The following is a 16,211-nucleotide window of genomic DNA, read 5'->3' on the forward strand; positions in this document are numbered from 1 at the left end:
GCGCGGGGCTTTTTGTTTGAAAACACCCCCCTATCGCTATATTTGCCTTTCATACATTTTACTGCAATGAAATACCCGCAAATAGATAATAAACTGTTTATAGAAAACCGTGCCCGTTTCATCAAGCAAATGAAACCCAATAGTATTGCTATTTTTAACAGCAACTACGAATACGTGTGGAACGGCGATGCCAGTCATGATTTTAAGCAAAACAGCGATTTAATCTGGCTGAGCGGTATCGACCAAGAGGATAGTATTTTAATTATTTATCCCGATTGCCCGATTGCTGATTTTAGGGAGGCATTGTTTTTAAAACAAACCAACGAGCACATAGCTGTTTGGGAAGGTCATAAATACACCAAAGAAGAAGCTACATCGGCTTCAGGAATCAAATCAATTTTTTGGAACAGTGAGTTTGAGGCAAAAATCCGCCAGATTGTAAACCTTGCCGATAACATCTACCTGCCGCTGAACGAGAACAACCGCTTTAGCTTTAAATCTCCCTACAAAGATTTGGATTTTGCCCACGAAATGAAGGCAAAATTCCCGTTGCATAATTACGAACGCACCGCCCCCATTTTGCACCGTTTACGCTCCATTAAATCTGAAATTGAGGTGAATTTGATGCGTTATGCTATCGGAGTTTCAAAAAAAGGCTTTGAGCGTTTGCTAGGCTTTGTGAAACCCGGTGTGTGGGAGTATGAGGTGGAAGCCGAACTGATACACGAATACATCCGTAACCGTGCCATAGGACATTCGTTTCACCCGATTGTGGCTTCGGGGGCAAGCGCTTGTGTGCTGCATTACGTAGAAAACAACAAAGAGTGCAAAGACGGGGATTTACTGTTGGTTGATTGCGGTGTTGATTATGCCAATTATGTGAGCGACATGACGCGTACCTTCCCTGTTAACGGGCGTTTTACTACCCGCCAAAAACAAGTGTACAATGCCGTATTGCGTGTGATGAAAGAAGCCCGCAAACTGTTGGTGCCAGGTGCCAGCTGGCCTGCTTACCAAAAACAGGTAGAAAGCATTATGGAGAAAGAGTTGGTGGATTTGGGCTTACTTACCATGGACGATATCAAAAACCAAGACCCTAAGTGGCCTGCGGTTAAGAAATACTTCCCCCACGGCACATCGCACTTTATGGGTGTTGAGGTGCACGATGTGGGTCGTTATTACGAGCCCTTGCAAGCAGGTATGCTGCTAAGCTGCGAGCCCGGTATTTACATTCCTGAAGAAGGAATAGGTATCCGTATAGAGAATGATATATTGATTACGGCCAACGGTCCGCTGGATTTGATGGACGAAATCGGGATGCCGATAGAGGTAGAAGAAATAGAAACCCTTATGAATCAGGGGAAATAAAAATTTTTTTAAAAAAATTTGCAAAATATATTTGATACCCCCATATTTGCACTCCCTAAAAACAACGAAGGGTTGCTGAAAGGGACGCAAATAAAGGGGACATAGCTCAGTTGGTTCAGAGCATCTGCCTTACAAGCAGAGGGTCACAGGTTCGAATCCTGTTGTCCCCACAAAAAATAAAAACCTCATCCTAATCGGTGAGGTTTTTTTGTTTCTGTCATGTTTCATACCTACATATTATATTCCTTATCCAAAAACAAATACTACGTTGGTCATACCGGTGATTCATTGAGCGAAAGGCTGCGGAAACACAACTCTAATCACAAAGGATTTACCGGCGGGCATGGTGATTGGGAACTAAAATACACAGAAACTTTTCAATCGAAATCAGAGGCTTATCAGAGAGAGTTAGCGATTAAACGCTGGAAAAGCCGAAAGAAAATCGAAGAACTTATTAATAGCTCAGTGGGTTCAGAGCATCCCGACTTATAAGTCGGGAGAGTCACAGGTTCGAATCCTGTTGTCCCCACAAAAAATAAAAACCTCATCCTAATCGGTGAGGCTTTTTTTGTTTTAAGATATGTATGTGTTTTTTATCTTTGTACACATGAGAATGGCTGTAATGTTATAATATTCTTTTTCACGCTTACATCTTAGCCCACGCTATACTCTTTACATAGCGTGCATTTTAATTATTTTTTATTACCACTTTAATTCAACCGATCCGTAGCGGACATTAATGTCTACAGCTATTGGTTCGCAACAACACATTATGTCAGAAATATTAAGTACAACAGAAATAGAACAATTCATCACTACCGGATTTGTCCGCATTGATAACGCATTTTCTAAAGAAATTGCAGAGGAGGTTTTGGATATTTTATGGAACGACCTTCCATGTGATAGGTTCAATCCCTCAACTTGGACAACACCTGTAATCCGTTTGGGGATGTACACACAGCCTCTCTTTGTTGAGTCGTTGAACACAGAGAAACTGCATGCTGCCTATAATCAATTAATTGGTGAAGGAAATTGGATTGCGTGCCGAAGTGTGGGTACATTTCCGGTGAGATTTCCTGCTGCCCAACAACCCAACGATACGGGCAAACACGTAGACGCTGGTTTTCCGGGAAATGACCCTGCTAACTTTTTTGAATGGCGCATAAACATTAAATCAAAAGGCAGGGCTTTATTGATGCTTGCGTTATACTCTGATGTGAATGAAAATGATGCTCCAACAATTATTTATGAAGGTTCACACATTGATGTAGCTCTCTTACTATCTCAGGAAGGAGATTCAGGTCTTTCGTTTATTGAGCTTGCGGGTAGCTTAAACGAGTTACCCTTACGAAAAGAGGTGTACGCCACAGGTAAAGCGGGAACCGTTTATTTATGCCACCCGTTTTTGGTGCATGCTGCCCAAGCCCACCAAGGAACAAACCCTAAGTTTATGGCTCAACCTCCATTATTGTTAAAGACTGAATTATCGGTTGCAAACCCTGATGACTTTCATACACCAGTTGAACAAGCCATTCTCTTGGCTTTGAAGTGATTTATTTACAATTAAAACAAAAACCTCATCCTAATCGGTGAGGTTTTTTTGTTTCTATCATGTTTCATATCTGCATCTTATACCATCATCCAAGAACAGATACTACGAGGTTTCAACTTTCACTTCAAAAGCTAATGATTGGATGCTAAAACATTCCTAAACTTTCAGTATTAGTGGGCAAGCTGCAAAAAAAGGGATTAAAGCCAACAGATTAATTGTAAACAAAACGAATATAAATAACTGGAAATTAAAACAGATATAAGTAACTGGTTATTTGTCAACAATTCTATCTTGATTTGAAATATTATTTCATTTAATACTTAAAAATTATGAGTTCTTACAACTGCCATGTTTACATAGAAAACGACACCGCCAACACCTTATATCTATCGGGCACACCGATAGCTAAAGGCGGTAGCTATGTTACTAACCCACCTGCCCAAATTAACCGAAGCACAATTGTCCACTTTGAGATGACAGATGGATTTCACCACGGACCAGAAGGTCAATGCTCATATCAAACACAAGGGCCGGATGGAGTTACCGAAACATTTACAATTAGCTATTGCTGCGCTCGCTACGGTCACAATTATGCTGATGGCTCCTTCAACCAACCATCGACCGATCTAAGCTTAGTAATGATACCTAACCCGTTGCCTGTAGGCGATCACCCGGTTTACGTGAAGTTTGTTGTTAGCCAGTTGTAGAACTTCACCAAGATGAAAGCTCTCTACATCCTTTAATTAAAAACTTCTTATACCAATAGCTTTAACCAACCTAAAAAGACAATCACATGGAAACTATTAAAACCCCTTATTATACACGTACTTCAAACCCATTTTTATCCCGGTGGCAATCGGCTGTTTCAAAGGTTTTGGGTGACAAGTTTAGGAGCGAAAACCCTGAACTTAAAAGCCATGAAATAAACAGTAAAGTGCTGGCGCACCCGATGATGGCGGGAACAAACCACCATATAACCAGGTTAAAAAACAACCTGCCGTTGTTAACACTTGATGATGTGCATTCCTACGTAGATCAAAAGGACGCCGACAACAATTTTCACCCTCTGGTACACGCTTACCTATCGCAATACTATTTACAACAAACACTGGAAGAAGCTGCAAAAGACCCGGATTCATCCATTAATTACACCACCCCTTCTCCGGGTATCCCTCCCGCTGATTTCCCGGATACAAATGCCAATATAATACAATGGGGTATAGCCGGGAAAGTGTGGGCTACTTCACACCGTCCGGATCCAAGCCCCTATTACGATTGGAGCAAAAATATTCCCGACGGTATGAAGAAGGACGACTTCATGAAAACCTTCAGTGTGTTTACAATTCCGGATGATTCTACCATTGCCATACTTGGAGATTTCGGTACAGGTTTGGCCGACGGAATAGAGATGCTTACCTCAATTATGATCAATCAAAATCCTGATTTCATCATTCATTTGGGTGATATTTACTATGCCGGAACAGACGAAGAGACCCAAGCCTACGTAGAAATGTTTACTACGGCATTCCGGCTGGCCGGAAAAAAAGTACCGGTTTTCTCCATCCCGGGGAATCATGAATACTACTCAGGAGGAACACCCTTTTTTAAATATGCCTTAGCTATGAATGCCCAAAACGGGTTTCCTCAATATAGCCAACAGGCCAGTTACTTCTGTCTTCGCACAGAGTCATCCAACTGGCAATTCCTATCAATGGACACAGGTTTAAATTCGGTGCATTGGTATACCGTAGGAGGCCTTACCGATACCTATGGCCCTTGGCTTTGGTTTAGTGAATGGGACTGGTGCCAAGATAAACTGGAAAATTTTGGCCTCTCTGGTGGCGGTAAAACTGTTTTATTATCGCATCACCAGTTGTATTCTGTTACTTCAACTATTAATGATGGAAATCAAGTTGTTTTCCAATCAGGTACTGATGCAAAAACCTTCCAATTCCTAAATGCAAATTTATACAACACTTTCTCTGACTATTTTGGCGAGATAAATGCCTGGTTTTGGGGACACGAACATATTCTTGCAATCTTCCAGAACAATGAGTTGTATGGAAGTGATAATGAAGAGCCTTTAAAAATTGCAAGGCTTGTTGGTAACAGCGGATATGAAGAATGGGTAGGTCCCAAGGGTTCATACGGTATTGCAAATACCAACCAACATTATGCCACACCTATGGTAGAACTTGATTCAACGATGGTGACCTATTTCGACCCAGTTCTTGGATTAAATGTTAGCTCACGGTTCTACAACCATGGTTGGGCATTACTTAAACTATCGGATGCCGATTCCGGCATTGCCACAACTTACTGGCAGTATCCGGTAAAAGATTATCTCGCTCACATTCCACCGGTATCCCAAATTGCAAAACCCATTGCAGTTAATTTTTCTGAAACCATCTATTAACTATAGTACCATGCAATAAGCCCATTTACCTTATACGTAATAAAACGTCCCGAATCACATTCGGCTAGGTAATCGGCTAACTCAGGTACTCTCACAAAATAAAAACCTCATCCTAATCGGTGAGGTTTTTTGTTTCTGGGGTGTTTTAAGCCTATATCTTATGCCCTTCATCCAAAAACAAGTGACAACATCGGCACATCTAATTACGTTTGCTACAGCTAAAAAACGTTTGTATCTTACCCTTTGGTTGGGTGCGGGTAAACAGATGGTTTTTATATAGCCTGATGTGCCTGCCGGCAAATCGCCGGTGCAAGTGTATCAGAAAAAGTAACAACATTAAAAACTATGCAAGACATATTATTTGGCTTTATATCAAAATACATTTCGCTGACAGATGATGAGAAAAACGCAATACTCTCGTCAGATATATTCCGCACGGTAAAGAAAGGGACTATTTTACTTGAAGAAGGGGAACTATCCAACCAGAGTTACTTTGTTTTAAAAGGCTGTATCAGGACGTATTACGTAATAGACGAAGAAGAAAAAACAACCGCTTTTTACACCGAAATGGAAGCTTTGACCCCGCATTGTGTGATAAGCAAAACCCCGTCTCAATATTATGTAAGTTGTTTAGAGGATACTATTCTTACTGTTTCAAATACGGATATGGAAGAAGAAATAAACAGTAAGTTTCCAAGGTTTGAAATTATATGCAGAAAACTATCCGAAGAGCTTTTAGCGAAGCAACGAATAGATTTTGACGAGTTTAAAACCTCTTCGCCCGAACAACGATACCAAAACTTACTACAAAAAAGGCCCGACCTTATTCAGCGTGTTCCGCAGCACCAATTGGCCAGCTATTTAGGCATTAAACCACAATCATTAAGCAGGTTAAGAGCACGAATTCTTGAAAAAAAGAGCTGAGCGTATTTCTTAACTTAAGTGAACGGGCTATTGCATTTAGCCAATCTAATTTTGCAGCATTATTTAACACAAATAAATGCAAAAGAAAATTTTATTGTTCGCTTTAACCTTACTAATCACAAGCTCGCTACAAATTAAAGCTCAACATACCCAACAAGACAGTACTTACAAACGCTGGTTTGTTGGCAGCACTCTATTATTATTAGGGAATTTTGATAATACTAATAATCCCGGGTATTTTCAAATAAATGCCGGATATAGGATTACCCCTAAAGATGTTATTCAAATTAGATTTAAAAGGTCTCAGTACGCTTGGCCATTAGGTATCCCTTTCGGGCCTGATTTTGATGCCCCGGGGTTAAACTATCCGGGAAGTGCACGCATACTTGCGCCTCAAATAGGGTACCAACGGTTTTTGTGGAAAGGACTCTATACATCGGTTTATGTTTTGAACGCTTTTGAAAAATACATGGATGAGAACAAAAAGAAGATTGGAAATGGATTTACGCTATATACAGACTTCTATTTAGGGTACCAGTTTACGTTTTTTAAAAATCGCTTCTTTTTTGAACCGGCTATTGGGGTAAGTTATTGGCCTATAAGAACAGGCGTTCCGGCATCTTTTAAAGCTGTAGAAAAAAGGTGGCCTAACTACTTTATTCAACCGGGGCTTGATTTTGGATTTAAGTTTTAATAATTATACCGGTAATTTAAATATTCCTGCAACACTCATTAACAAGTTATTTTAAGTATAAAGACCCCATCGCTGAGTAGGCTAAGATTTTTAAAAAAAAGCCCCGAGTGGCTTCATTTCTTAACTTAAGTGAACGAGTCATTATATCTCTTCAATCTAATTTTGCAGCATCGTTTAACATCAAAAGAAATGCAAAAGAAAATTTTATTTATTGGGTTTATCTTACTAATAAGCACGTTCCATCTCAAAGCACAATATTCTGAAACAGACAGTGCTTATAAACGGTGGTACATTGGTAGCACCTTGTTTTTAGTGGGTAATTTGGATCAAGTAAACCCTCCGGGTTTTGCACAACTTAATTTAGGTTATCGAATTACTGGAAAAGACGTTATTTCTCTTGAATTAATTACTTGGAAACATGCATGGCCGCTGGGTATTAACCCTTTTTATAATGATAAATACGGAGCACCTGAAGAGAAATATCCCGGTTATATTAGGGAATATGGAATTGGTTTGGCTTATCAACGGTATTTTTGGAAAGGTTTGTACGCGGCAGTGCACGCAACGCCTATGTGGCAAACGTTTAGAAATGATAACGGTGATAAGGTGGGTAAGGGTTTCATTATATTTAACACTTATCGGATTGGTTATCACTTTAAACTCTTTAATGACAGGTGTTTTATAGAACCGTCCCTTGGTATTGCAGGTCGTCCTTTCTTTACTGAAATGCCTACCGGATTTAAAGAAAAAGATGATAAATGGCCAAAGTGGACACCTGAACCCGGTTTACATTTCGGATTTAATTTTTAGTTAAAATTATGAATACACAAAATGCGCTGGAAGACATTAAAGTGAGCGTGAAACTGAAACTTGCTGCACTGTGGACGAGTTTAATGTTTTTAATTATCTATCTTGATTATTTCCACCTATATATGCCGGGTTCACTAAAAGACCTGTTAGCAGGTAAAGTATTTGTATTTGATATTACCCAAGGATTTCTTTTGATAGCGCTCGCTATAGTGGCAATCCCCGCACTGATGATTTTTCTCTCTGTTGCGCTGCCACCTACCGTAAATCGTTGGATAAATATCATAATTGCGGCGGTAAATATCCCCCTTATACTGTTTAATTTGGCCGGAGAGGCTTGGCTACACATGGTGGTTGGGGCTGTTGTAGAAGTGGTTCTTCTTTGCCTGATTATCCGTTATGCTTGGAAATGGCCTCGTATTGAAGTATAAAAAACTATGAACTATAAATAGTAAGAATATAAGCAGTGTTGCATATTCTTACCTAAAAAACCTCATCCTAAACGGTGAGGTTTTTTTGTTTTATTGTTAGACTATCTGTTTTTTATATTTTCTGTGTATCTTTAATGGAAAAGAAACCATGTTGACTGTAAAATCAGTGCGACATTCTTTAATTATATAATCTATGACAAATGAACTCAAAATTTTTTCTAACCCTGGAATTGAAAACCGTAATGATTTCAAAATTGCTAAAGACATTGCAAATGCATTAATCCGACATATGAATGAAGAAGAAATAGTTGCAAAAGTTGCCAGGAAACATACGTTAGGCGCAAAAAGTGGGGAGATACAGGAGATATTCCTACCTAAGGCATTAGATTTGGGGTTTGTTAGTGAGAAGAAAGGAATATTTAGAGAGTTCCCCGTTAGCCAACTTAGGCCAGACTATTATTTAAAAATAAACCATACCGCTGGGATAATAATGGAGGTTGAGAGGGGAAAAACATTAGCAAACAATATGGATATCTTAGACTTGTGGAAGTGCCATATCTGCCCGAATGCTAATTATCTTTTTTTAATTGTACCCAACATAAGGCAAACTACAGAAAGACGTAGCAATGTGTTTTCGGCAGTGGTTCGCAGAATGAACACTTTCTTTACTGAAAGTACATTTACGAATGTCGATGGAGTATTTATATTTGGTTATTAGGCTTTGTATAACATAAAAACTGGTCGTGAAGACACAACGAATTAATTTGTCTTAGAACAATTCTTAAGTACCGCCTTCAACAAGGTCTTGTCGACTCTCAAGTTTACAGTACTGTCTTCTTGTGTTATGTCAGATAATTTCTTTTGATTTAAGTCCAACATCAACCATCCCATCGGAAATTCGAAATTTTCATGAACGGATACTATTTTTATTAAAATAATGCTATCACTTACATCATCACCATTAATACTAAAATCTAAACTATCATTATCAAACTCCTCACCTAAGGGGCTATAATTACTTGTAAAAATTAGTTTTTGCCATGCGGAATCACAATTGAAAACTACTTCAGCCCCATCTGATTTGATGTCAGTTTTTGCCTGACGGTAATTGCATCCAATGATTCCAAGCCAAACTAAGCCTATAAATATTATTACTTTTTTCATATGATGAAGCAATTGGCGCTTTTATTTAATAGGCTATGCCTTCAACATTTGGGTTGTTTTTGCTTGGATAAGCTTCACAAAAAATAAAAACCTCATCCTAAACAGTGAGGTTTTTTAGTTTTATGGTAAATATTAAATCTACGCTTTTCTTACAAATTCAGATTTTAAGCTCATAGAGCCAAAACCATCAATTTTGCAATCAATGTTATGGTCGCCTTCAACCAATCGTATGTTTTTTACTTTTGTACCCGCTTTTATTGGGTTGGGAGCACCTTTCACAGGTAAATTTTTAATTACAATCACTGCATCACCATCGGCTAAAATAGTACCGTTAGAGTCTTTTACCACCAAGCCTGCTTCTTGGGCTGCTTCTTCTGCAACTCCTGTCGCGTTCCATTCGTGGCCGCACTCCGGACATTCATAAAGGTCGTTTCCGTTTAAATATCCGTAGGGAGATTTGCACTGTGGGCAGGGTTTCATTTCGTCTGACATGGTTTTGATTTATTTTTTGGTAGTGGTAATTATTTGTATCAAGGTAATACCCTTGAACCGATGCAAAGGTACTAAACCAGCAACGTTTCTTTGGCAGAATAAAAACTCATCCAAAACAATGCGGTTTTTTGTTTTAAGTGACTTTATCATGCCGCAAACACACCCTATCGTTGTCATTTTCACACATCGCATATCCTTTTCTCGCACAGTAGTTTTGCTATCTACAAACTAAAACTATGAGAAAACTTAAACTGGAAGTGCAACTCTCGCTCGACGGGTATGTGGCTCAAGAAGACGGCCACACCAATTGGATGGTATGGAACTGGGGGCCTGAATGGGGTTGGGACAAGGAATTGCAAGAGTACCACACGCAACTGACGCAATCAATAGATTGTATATTACTAAGCCGCAAAATGGCTATGGAGGGTTTTATTGCCCACTGGAAAAACACGGCTGCCGATGCAAACAACCCGCAGTACACATTTGCCAATCATGTGGCTACTACTAAAAAGGTGGTGTTTTCTACCACGCTCACAAAATCAGCAGATATACCCGGCGGATGGGAAAATGTAGAGCTTTGTACTGCAAACATTGCACAAACTATAAACAGCCTTAAGGCTGAACCGGGGAAGGATATTATAGCCTACGGCGGGGCTTCTTTTATCTCCTCATTAATGCGTGAAAATTTAATTGATGAATACCATTTACTTATAAACCCGATTGTGTTAGGAAAAGGCATTTCGTTTTTTAACACTGTTGTGCAACACACTCCTTTGCGTTTGGTGGGCACAAAGGCTTTTGAATCAGGTATGGCACTACTTAACTATGAGCCTGTGAAACCTGTGTAGTACACATACAACCTGCATTAGACTCATTAATAACATTTTACAATATTGAAGGGTAGTTTGGGAAACCGACTGCCCTTTTTTATTGCCGCAAAACAGATATTTCTATCTGTTTTTTAAATCCGTCAACTTTGTTCACAAAGGCGAAATATTTAACCCTGATATTGCACCACATATTTTAACAAATACACAATTTTAAAACTATTATTTGTATGAACTCTCCATTACAAAACGTTGTTGAAGTTCTTATTTCAAACAACACAGGCTTGGCTAACGACGCATTATATGTGTACATTACCGATGGTAATAACAATTTTTATAAAGTTGATAGCACTAATCACTGGACGGCCACTATTAACAGCGGCGGTGCGTGCTGCATTAAACTGCACGACTTGCCTACAACCAATAATGGCTTGCACTTTTTCTATTTGAATACCTCAAACGGAATGACCGGAGGCAGGGTATGGTTTGCCGCTTCTGACACTGCATTATCGAAAAGCTCTACGGGAGGCATAGTTCAGCCAACTGTATCGGCTGATTATGTGTTCGACTTTGTAGAATTGGCCATCAACCCAACAGTAGGCAGCACCCTTGGCAATGCAAACATTGATACCACTCAGGTAGATTCATTAGGTATTCCTATTACTTTGTTTGTAAATCCTGCTGAAAACAGCTTGCAGTTTCCTCCTACAACCTCATTTGCTCCCTCGCCCACTAATGGTTTCCCCAATGTAATAGGTATCACACCTTGGTTATCATTAGAAACCATCATTAACAATTTTACCACCAATATTACCAATACCGCTTTTGCTCCATTTAATGTTTGCGGATGGAATAGCGGCTCAGTAAACAGGTTGGTAGCTCCCTTCCATTTGATTAACGATTTTCAAACAGGGGTAACCCCAAGCGCTCTTGCAACGTTTTTAGACACTGCTATTTACGAGTTCTTTAACTATTACACAACAAACACGCTTACATTGCAAGACCCTGTTTCGTTGAATTATTATTCAGGGACTGTAACTACAGTTTCACAAACTGATATAACAGGCGGCACTTCTACCTACAATGTATTGCAGTTTAACTGCGGTGGTGAACTGTTGAATGTTTATTACCCTTACTTTACTACCAATTGTACAGCGTTTCCGGGTCCGGGTGCTTTAACTTCAGGCGTTACACTTTCTCCTCCGCCAACCTGGTGGTCAGGCAACCTTGATTCAGCCATGCCTGCTACTGCAATGGCAATGGGCTGTGCAGGTGCATTTGCCGATTCGGCCTTCCAAACCGGTGCTTCAAACACCACACTTTTGGGTAATTTAGAAAATCAGGTAGTAAGTATGATAAACAGGGGATTATCGCCCGCTACCGGCAATCTTATCCAGTTTAATGCAGGTTTTACTGCCGCTGATATTACTAATAACCAAGTAAGCATTACTACAGGCTTGCCAAGCGGTGCAGTATTTGCCCCCGGCATGAATATCATAAAGCAAGTAGCTGCGCAACCCACAACAATAATATCAGCCAACAGTGCAGGCAACACCCCTTTGCAAATTATATTTACCAGCTACGTGGATGAATTGCTACCAGTAAACACTTGCCAGTTTATTTGCGGTACATTCTACCCTGCCCCAACCAGCAATGCGGCTACTTACTCGAATATTTACTCAGGATATTTGCACAATGGGTTAGGAACAGCCCCTGCTCCTTTGCTTAACAATATCGGCTACGGATATGCCTACGACGACCAAGGCGGTTACTCAAATGATATTACTGTAGGCTTTGACAGTAATAACTCGTTAACGTTGGGTGTCTTCCTAGGCCCGCTGCAAAATGCCAATTAATATCTGATTTCTCTGTTCATAGATTAAAGGGGCTGCTTTTAAGTAGCCCCTTTTTTATACAATAAAAACTATCTGTACGCTATAACTACCGGTATTTTTTATTGTCTCACTAATAATTTAGACTCACATAAAAGCAGATAAAAATATCTGTATGGCTAAAAAGATAAAAATAGTGTTTTTATTAATGATAACTTATCCAATCTTTGCTTTGCACTGATTGCATTTGGCACTCAATGTTATACAATAAGTTTTACCTTAAAAATACTTTTATGCCTGCACCTAACTTTACAATTCAACAAACTGATGCCCAAGAACGCTACACAAATTGGAAAGATAACCAAGGGAACATCATGAATGCGCTGCAAAACCCTACTGCACCGCAACCACCGGGTTTAGAGTATTCACCCGTATTGTCAATCAATTCGTTCACCTTTAAGTTGCGAGACCTTTGTGAGTTGTTTGAACGGATATACAAATACAACAACCCCGAAAGTACCGCAGTATTGCACCTGGCTGATACAACGTTGGCTGCAAATCATATAAATGCAGTAAGATTTTACTTGGGTGTAGAAGAGTCGCGGGCTAACAACGCTTGTTTAATTGGTGTTGCCGTAACAAATTGCAATCCCCCGGGTTTTGGCGGAGCGGATGTAACCAACTTACCGGTTGTAAACGCCCAACCTACTACTGAAACCAGTATTTATGATTTCTCGTACCCATGCCCTACTACTTGTGCCGACCCCGGCCAAAGTATTATGGACTAATTATATGTAAGTACTCAAAAAAGGAGCACTACAACATCCATATTTGCCTTAAAGTGTAGTGCTCCTTTTTGTTTCTTATCTTTAAGTTAGCTTATCAATGCCTGCTAATCACCTTATAATTATCCAATTAATCAGTATTATTATACTTGTTAGTTGTTAACATGATAAGAAACTCTTTTGTATATCTTTGACTTTTCAGTTGTAATACATATAAAACACTTATGAAACCACAAATAAATCCCGGAGACGGCGACCGTTTTACCATTTCACTTGACGATGCCCAACAGCGAATAACCAACTGGCAAGGCGATCAAACACTCATAAAAAATGCACTGTCGCAAAACTTGCCTTTGCGCAATTCACCCGTGTTAAACATCAATGCGTTTACTTTTGATTTAGCTGATATAACAGACTTAATTGTACGTATAGGACTGTATAACACCAGTACCCCTCCTCCTGCAGATCCTATTAATGGTATACGGTTTTACCTTGGTAAAGTTGTAACCCCTACCATTCCTGAGCCCCCGTACAGTTGTTTAGTAGCCGTTGGCGTATCAGGTTTTGAACCCAATGAGAATATAGGCGGTGATGATATTATCACCCTGCCTTCAGCACACTCAAAACCTCCAACACTTGAAGAAAGTATTTTTGATTTTTCATACCCCTGTCCTACTACCTGCGCCGACCCCGGAAAAGGCATAATGGATTTGTAATTGCAGTTTTTAACCCCTCTATCTGGCTTTTGTTATGTTTGAGCAACTACGGAGTATATTTTTTGAGTATGCCAATATTATTTTGCTATTACCCCTGCTATTAGCCATAGTAGGGTTTAAAGCATATCCCCTGAAATTAAAAATAATTGCAGGCTATTTACTACTTGCCTTAGTAACCCAAGCATTATCATTTGCCTTTTGGAAACAACGGATAAATAATTATCCCATACTACACGTATACACCATTATTGAGTATTTGCTGTTACTTTGGTTTTACAGCACGTTACTTACTGATTTTATCCCACGTGCTGCCTTTTGGACCTTAGCAGTAGCCTTCCCCGCATTTGCAGTTATTGATTCGGCATATATTGAGCATATTTATACGTTTAATACCTATGGTCGCTCATTAGAAGCACTAATTTTCATATTTTTAAGTATCAGTTGGTTTGTGAAAATTGTGGCCGAGGATGAAAAAACCCGCCAGTTGGGTAGAGCAATTAATTATATAAACAGCGGTTTTTTAATCTATTTTGCAGGTTCGATAGCGATGTTTTCGTATAGCAGCTATGTAGAGCAAATGACTGTAGCACACCGTATTAATGTTTGGACGATTCATACAATTTTGGCAGTACAGTTATACATACTGATTGCGATAGGACTATGGAAAGCGAGAACCAAATAAAATTTTACTTTGGCATTATTACCGTAATGCTGGCATTTGTAATTATTACAGGTGGTTTTATCCTTGCGGTATTACGCTACCAAAAGCGCTTGTATTTTAAACAACAAGAGTTGCTGCGCCTGGATGCACAGCACAAAAAAGAATTGCTGCAAATAAGTATTGAAACTGCCGAGGCTGAACGGATGCAGATAGCCAAAGATGTACACGATGAAATTGGCAGTATTTTTTCAACCTTATCGCTTTCCATCAACCAATTAAACGGTGCTGACGGCTCAAACGCAGAACACTTACAAACAGGCAAGTACCTGATACAATCAGGCATTGACAGTGTAAGGCGCATATCGCACAATATTGTACCTTTTGAGCTGGAGTTACTGGGCTTGGAGCAAACGATTGAAAACTATTTTGACCGATTAACTTCGGTATCGGGTATTGAGGTGGATTTTGAAAACAATGCCCCCCTTGAATCCCTTACGTCAACAGCTACCCTTGCACTGTACCGCATTGTACAAGAGCTGAGTTCAAACTGTATTAAATACGCTAAGGCTAAAACTATACGACTGCATATTAATACTGAAAACAACACGCTTAACCTTACTTACAAAGATGATGGTGTAGGTACTGAATTAGTAAGCAGCCGCGGCATTGGCCTAAAGAATATTGAAAGCCGGGTAATTGTAATGAACGGAGAAGTTAACTTTGCTTCGGCACCGGGTGAAGGTTTTGCTTGTACGGTTACTATACCATTAACTAATAATACTGTTGTATGATAAATATTGCTTTTGCCGAAGACCAAGTACTCTTTCGGAAGGGGATGATTTCGTTACTCAAAACTTTTGAGGACATAAAGGTGTGTATTGAGGCTGAAAACGGCGAAGACTTACTAACCAAAATGAGTGAGGCTAAAGAGCCTGTGCACGTAGCCTTGATTGATATAAATATGCCGGTGATGAACGGGATTGAAACCTTGAAACAGATGCGGCTATTACACCCGGCGGTGAAGAATATAATTTTGACGGTGCACGAGGAGGACAAGTTCATCCATAAGCTGATTGAGGAGGGTGCTAACGCTTACCTTGCCAAAAACGCTGACCCCGAAGAGGTGAAACGAGCTATACAGGCCGTTACCACGCACGATTATTACTTTAATGAGAAAACCATTGGGGTAATGCGCAATTTTAACAGCGGCAAAAAACAAAAAGGTACCCTGCAAAATGTTGAGGACATAACCAGCCGCGAGAAAGAAGTGCTACTGTACATATGCCGTGAATTTACCAGTCCTGAGATTGCTGAAAAGCTGTTTATTACCGAAAGTACAGTTAATGGCCACCGTAATAATTTGCTGGCAAAAACAGGCGCTCGCAACACGGCCGGTTTAGTGTTGTTTGCCATCAAGAATAATTTGTTTGATATTGATTTCAGGTAAATTCAACAACCTGCACATTTGCTATAAAGCCACAAAGGCACCAAGTATTTGTATACTTAGTGCCTTTGTGGCTTTAATATCCTGATAACAGGCTA

Annotated in this window: 19 protein-coding genes and 2 tRNA genes; 19 read left to right on the top strand and 2 right to left on the bottom strand. The window is 39.7% G+C overall.

Annotation, left to right across the window (positions count from 1 at the left end):
* Positions 1–66 precede the first annotated feature (66 nt).
* The 12 genes from F9K23_06645 to F9K23_06700 all read left to right on the top strand — a co-directional run bounded on the left by F9K23_06645 (position 67) and on the right by F9K23_06700 (position 8,910).
* Positions 67–1,368 (top strand): aminopeptidase P family protein, encoded by a 1,302-nt coding sequence (locus tag F9K23_06645; GenBank protein KAB2916874.1) that lies wholly within the window; start codon positions 67–69, stop codon positions 1,366–1,368.
* 95 nt (positions 1,369–1,463) lie between these two features.
* Positions 1,464–1,538: transfer RNA gene (locus tag F9K23_06650), tRNA-Val, on the top strand.
* A 49-nt stretch (positions 1,539–1,587) separates the two neighbouring features.
* Entirely contained in the window at positions 1,588–1,860 is a 273-nt protein-coding gene (locus F9K23_06655; protein ID KAB2916875.1) for a GIY-YIG nuclease family protein, read from the top strand.
* Positions 1,826–1,897 (top strand) — tRNA-OTHER (locus F9K23_06660). The genes F9K23_06655 and F9K23_06660 overlap by 35 nt, the downstream gene beginning before the upstream one ends.
* Before the next feature lie 243 nt (positions 1,898–2,140).
* The gene (locus F9K23_06665) at positions 2,141–2,920 is read left to right on the top strand and encodes a phytanoyl-CoA dioxygenase (GenBank protein ID KAB2916876.1); all 780 of its coding nucleotides are present in this window, start codon (positions 2,141–2,143) and stop codon (positions 2,918–2,920) included.
* Between the two features lie 329 nt (positions 2,921–3,249).
* Positions 3,250–3,627, top strand: a complete 378-nt coding sequence (locus tag F9K23_06670; protein KAB2916877.1) for a hypothetical protein — start codon at positions 3,250–3,252, stop codon at positions 3,625–3,627.
* Positions 3,628–3,713: 86 nt separating this feature from the next.
* On the top strand, positions 3,714–5,336 hold the full coding sequence (locus F9K23_06675; protein KAB2916878.1) for a metallophosphoesterase: 1,623 nt from the start codon (positions 3,714–3,716) through the stop codon (positions 5,334–5,336).
* A 345-nt stretch (positions 5,337–5,681) separates the two neighbouring features.
* Positions 5,682–6,260: a Crp/Fnr family transcriptional regulator gene (locus tag F9K23_06680; protein ID KAB2916879.1), complete on the top strand. Its 579-nt coding sequence runs from the start codon at positions 5,682–5,684 to the stop codon at positions 6,258–6,260.
* Positions 6,261–6,336: 76 nt separating this feature from the next.
* Entirely contained in the window at positions 6,337–6,954 is a 618-nt protein-coding gene (locus F9K23_06685) for a hypothetical protein (protein ID KAB2916880.1), read from the top strand.
* Positions 6,955–7,143: 189 nt separating this feature from the next.
* Positions 7,144–7,764 carry a hypothetical protein gene (locus F9K23_06690; GenBank protein KAB2916881.1) on the top strand — a complete coding sequence of 207 codons (621 nt, stop codon included), beginning with the start codon at positions 7,144–7,146 and terminating at the stop codon, positions 7,762–7,764.
* 8 nt (positions 7,765–7,772) lie between these two features.
* The gene (locus F9K23_06695; protein KAB2916882.1) at positions 7,773–8,192 is read left to right on the top strand and encodes a hypothetical protein; all 420 of its coding nucleotides are present in this window, start codon (positions 7,773–7,775) and stop codon (positions 8,190–8,192) included.
* Between the two features lie 193 nt (positions 8,193–8,385).
* Positions 8,386–8,910, top strand: coding sequence for a hypothetical protein (locus F9K23_06700; GenBank protein KAB2916883.1), 525 nt, complete (start codon positions 8,386–8,388; stop codon positions 8,908–8,910).
* 41 nt (positions 8,911–8,951) lie between these two features.
* On the opposite strand, the gene F9K23_06705 is transcribed toward F9K23_06700, so the two are convergent.
* Both F9K23_06705 and F9K23_06710 read right to left on the bottom strand, forming a co-directional pair.
* Positions 8,952–9,356 carry a hypothetical protein gene (locus F9K23_06705; protein ID KAB2916884.1) on the bottom strand — a complete coding sequence of 135 codons (405 nt, stop codon included), beginning with the start codon at positions 9,354–9,356 and terminating at the stop codon, positions 8,952–8,954.
* A 138-nt stretch (positions 9,357–9,494) separates the two neighbouring features.
* Positions 9,495–9,848: an alkylphosphonate utilization protein gene (locus tag F9K23_06710; protein KAB2916885.1), complete on the bottom strand. Its 354-nt coding sequence runs from the start codon at positions 9,846–9,848 to the stop codon at positions 9,495–9,497.
* A gap of 236 nt (positions 9,849–10,084) precedes the next feature.
* Here F9K23_06710 and F9K23_06715 point away from each other — a divergent pair, with 236 nt between their 5' ends.
* The 7 genes from F9K23_06715 to F9K23_06745 all read left to right on the top strand — a co-directional run bounded on the left by F9K23_06715 (position 10,085) and on the right by F9K23_06745 (position 16,116).
* The gene (locus F9K23_06715; protein KAB2916886.1) at positions 10,085–10,696 is read left to right on the top strand and encodes a deaminase; all 612 of its coding nucleotides are present in this window, start codon (positions 10,085–10,087) and stop codon (positions 10,694–10,696) included.
* A 209-nt stretch (positions 10,697–10,905) separates the two neighbouring features.
* A complete protein-coding gene (locus tag F9K23_06720) occupies positions 10,906–12,531 on the top strand; it encodes a hypothetical protein (GenBank protein KAB2916887.1) in 1,626 nt (541 codons plus the stop codon).
* Positions 12,532–12,800: 269 nt separating this feature from the next.
* Positions 12,801–13,295: a hypothetical protein gene (locus tag F9K23_06725; GenBank protein KAB2916888.1), complete on the top strand. Its 495-nt coding sequence runs from the start codon at positions 12,801–12,803 to the stop codon at positions 13,293–13,295.
* A 221-nt stretch (positions 13,296–13,516) separates the two neighbouring features.
* Complete coding sequence (locus tag F9K23_06730) at positions 13,517–14,008, top strand: hypothetical protein (GenBank protein ID KAB2916889.1); 492 nt, start codon at positions 13,517–13,519, stop codon at positions 14,006–14,008.
* Between the two features lie 34 nt (positions 14,009–14,042).
* On the top strand, positions 14,043–14,690 hold the full coding sequence (locus F9K23_06735) for a hypothetical protein (GenBank protein ID KAB2916890.1): 648 nt from the start codon (positions 14,043–14,045) through the stop codon (positions 14,688–14,690).
* Complete coding sequence (locus F9K23_06740) at positions 14,669–15,460, top strand: sensor histidine kinase (protein KAB2916891.1); 792 nt, start codon at positions 14,669–14,671, stop codon at positions 15,458–15,460. Before F9K23_06735 ends, F9K23_06740 begins: the two co-directional genes overlap by 22 nt.
* Positions 15,457–16,116: a response regulator transcription factor gene (locus tag F9K23_06745; GenBank protein KAB2916892.1), complete on the top strand. Its 660-nt coding sequence runs from the start codon at positions 15,457–15,459 to the stop codon at positions 16,114–16,116. Before F9K23_06740 ends, F9K23_06745 begins: the two co-directional genes overlap by 4 nt.
* Positions 16,117–16,211 lie beyond the last annotated feature (95 nt).

This window comes from Bacteroidota bacterium, assembly GCA_008933805.1.
GTDB lineage: Bacteria > Bacteroidota > Bacteroidia > UBA8524 > UBA8524 > SB11.

Bases quoted from the DNA above. Each gene is read 5' to 3' on its own strand.
- F9K23_06705 (KAB2916884.1), bottom strand. From the start codon at position 9,356: ATGAAAAAAGTAATAATATTTATAGGCTTAGTTTGGCTTGGAATCATT.
- F9K23_06745 (KAB2916892.1), top strand. From the start codon at position 15,457: ATGATAAATATTGCTTTTGCCGAAGACCAAGTACTCTTTCGGAAGGGG.
- F9K23_06680 (KAB2916879.1), top strand. From the start codon at position 5,682: ATGCAAGACATATTATTTGGCTTTATATCAAAATACATTTCGCTGACA.
- F9K23_06715 (KAB2916886.1), top strand. From the start codon at position 10,085: ATGAGAAAACTTAAACTGGAAGTGCAACTCTCGCTCGACGGGTATGTG.
- F9K23_06690 (KAB2916881.1), top strand. From the start codon at position 7,144: ATGCAAAAGAAAATTTTATTTATTGGGTTTATCTTACTAATAAGCACG.
- F9K23_06725 (KAB2916888.1), top strand. From the start codon at position 12,801: ATGCCTGCACCTAACTTTACAATTCAACAAACTGATGCCCAAGAACGC.
- F9K23_06730 (KAB2916889.1), top strand. From the start codon at position 13,517: ATGAAACCACAAATAAATCCCGGAGACGGCGACCGTTTTACCATTTCA.
- F9K23_06695 (KAB2916882.1), top strand. From the start codon at position 7,773: ATGAATACACAAAATGCGCTGGAAGACATTAAAGTGAGCGTGAAACTG.
- F9K23_06685 (KAB2916880.1), top strand. From the start codon at position 6,337: ATGCAAAAGAAAATTTTATTGTTCGCTTTAACCTTACTAATCACAAGC.
- F9K23_06670 (KAB2916877.1), top strand. From the start codon at position 3,250: ATGAGTTCTTACAACTGCCATGTTTACATAGAAAACGACACCGCCAAC.
- F9K23_06675 (KAB2916878.1), top strand. From the start codon at position 3,714: ATGGAAACTATTAAAACCCCTTATTATACACGTACTTCAAACCCATTT.
- F9K23_06645 (KAB2916874.1), top strand. From the start codon at position 67: ATGAAATACCCGCAAATAGATAATAAACTGTTTATAGAAAACCGTGCC.
- F9K23_06720 (KAB2916887.1), top strand. From the start codon at position 10,906: ATGAACTCTCCATTACAAAACGTTGTTGAAGTTCTTATTTCAAACAAC.
- F9K23_06655 (KAB2916875.1), top strand. From the start codon at position 1,588: ATGTTTCATACCTACATATTATATTCCTTATCCAAAAACAAATACTAC.
- F9K23_06665 (KAB2916876.1), top strand. From the start codon at position 2,141: ATGTCAGAAATATTAAGTACAACAGAAATAGAACAATTCATCACTACC.
- F9K23_06740 (KAB2916891.1), top strand. From the start codon at position 14,669: ATGGAAAGCGAGAACCAAATAAAATTTTACTTTGGCATTATTACCGTA.
- F9K23_06700 (KAB2916883.1), top strand. From the start codon at position 8,386: ATGACAAATGAACTCAAAATTTTTTCTAACCCTGGAATTGAAAACCGT.
- F9K23_06735 (KAB2916890.1), top strand. From the start codon at position 14,043: ATGTTTGAGCAACTACGGAGTATATTTTTTGAGTATGCCAATATTATT.
- F9K23_06710 (KAB2916885.1), bottom strand. From the start codon at position 9,848: ATGTCAGACGAAATGAAACCCTGCCCACAGTGCAAATCTCCCTACGGA.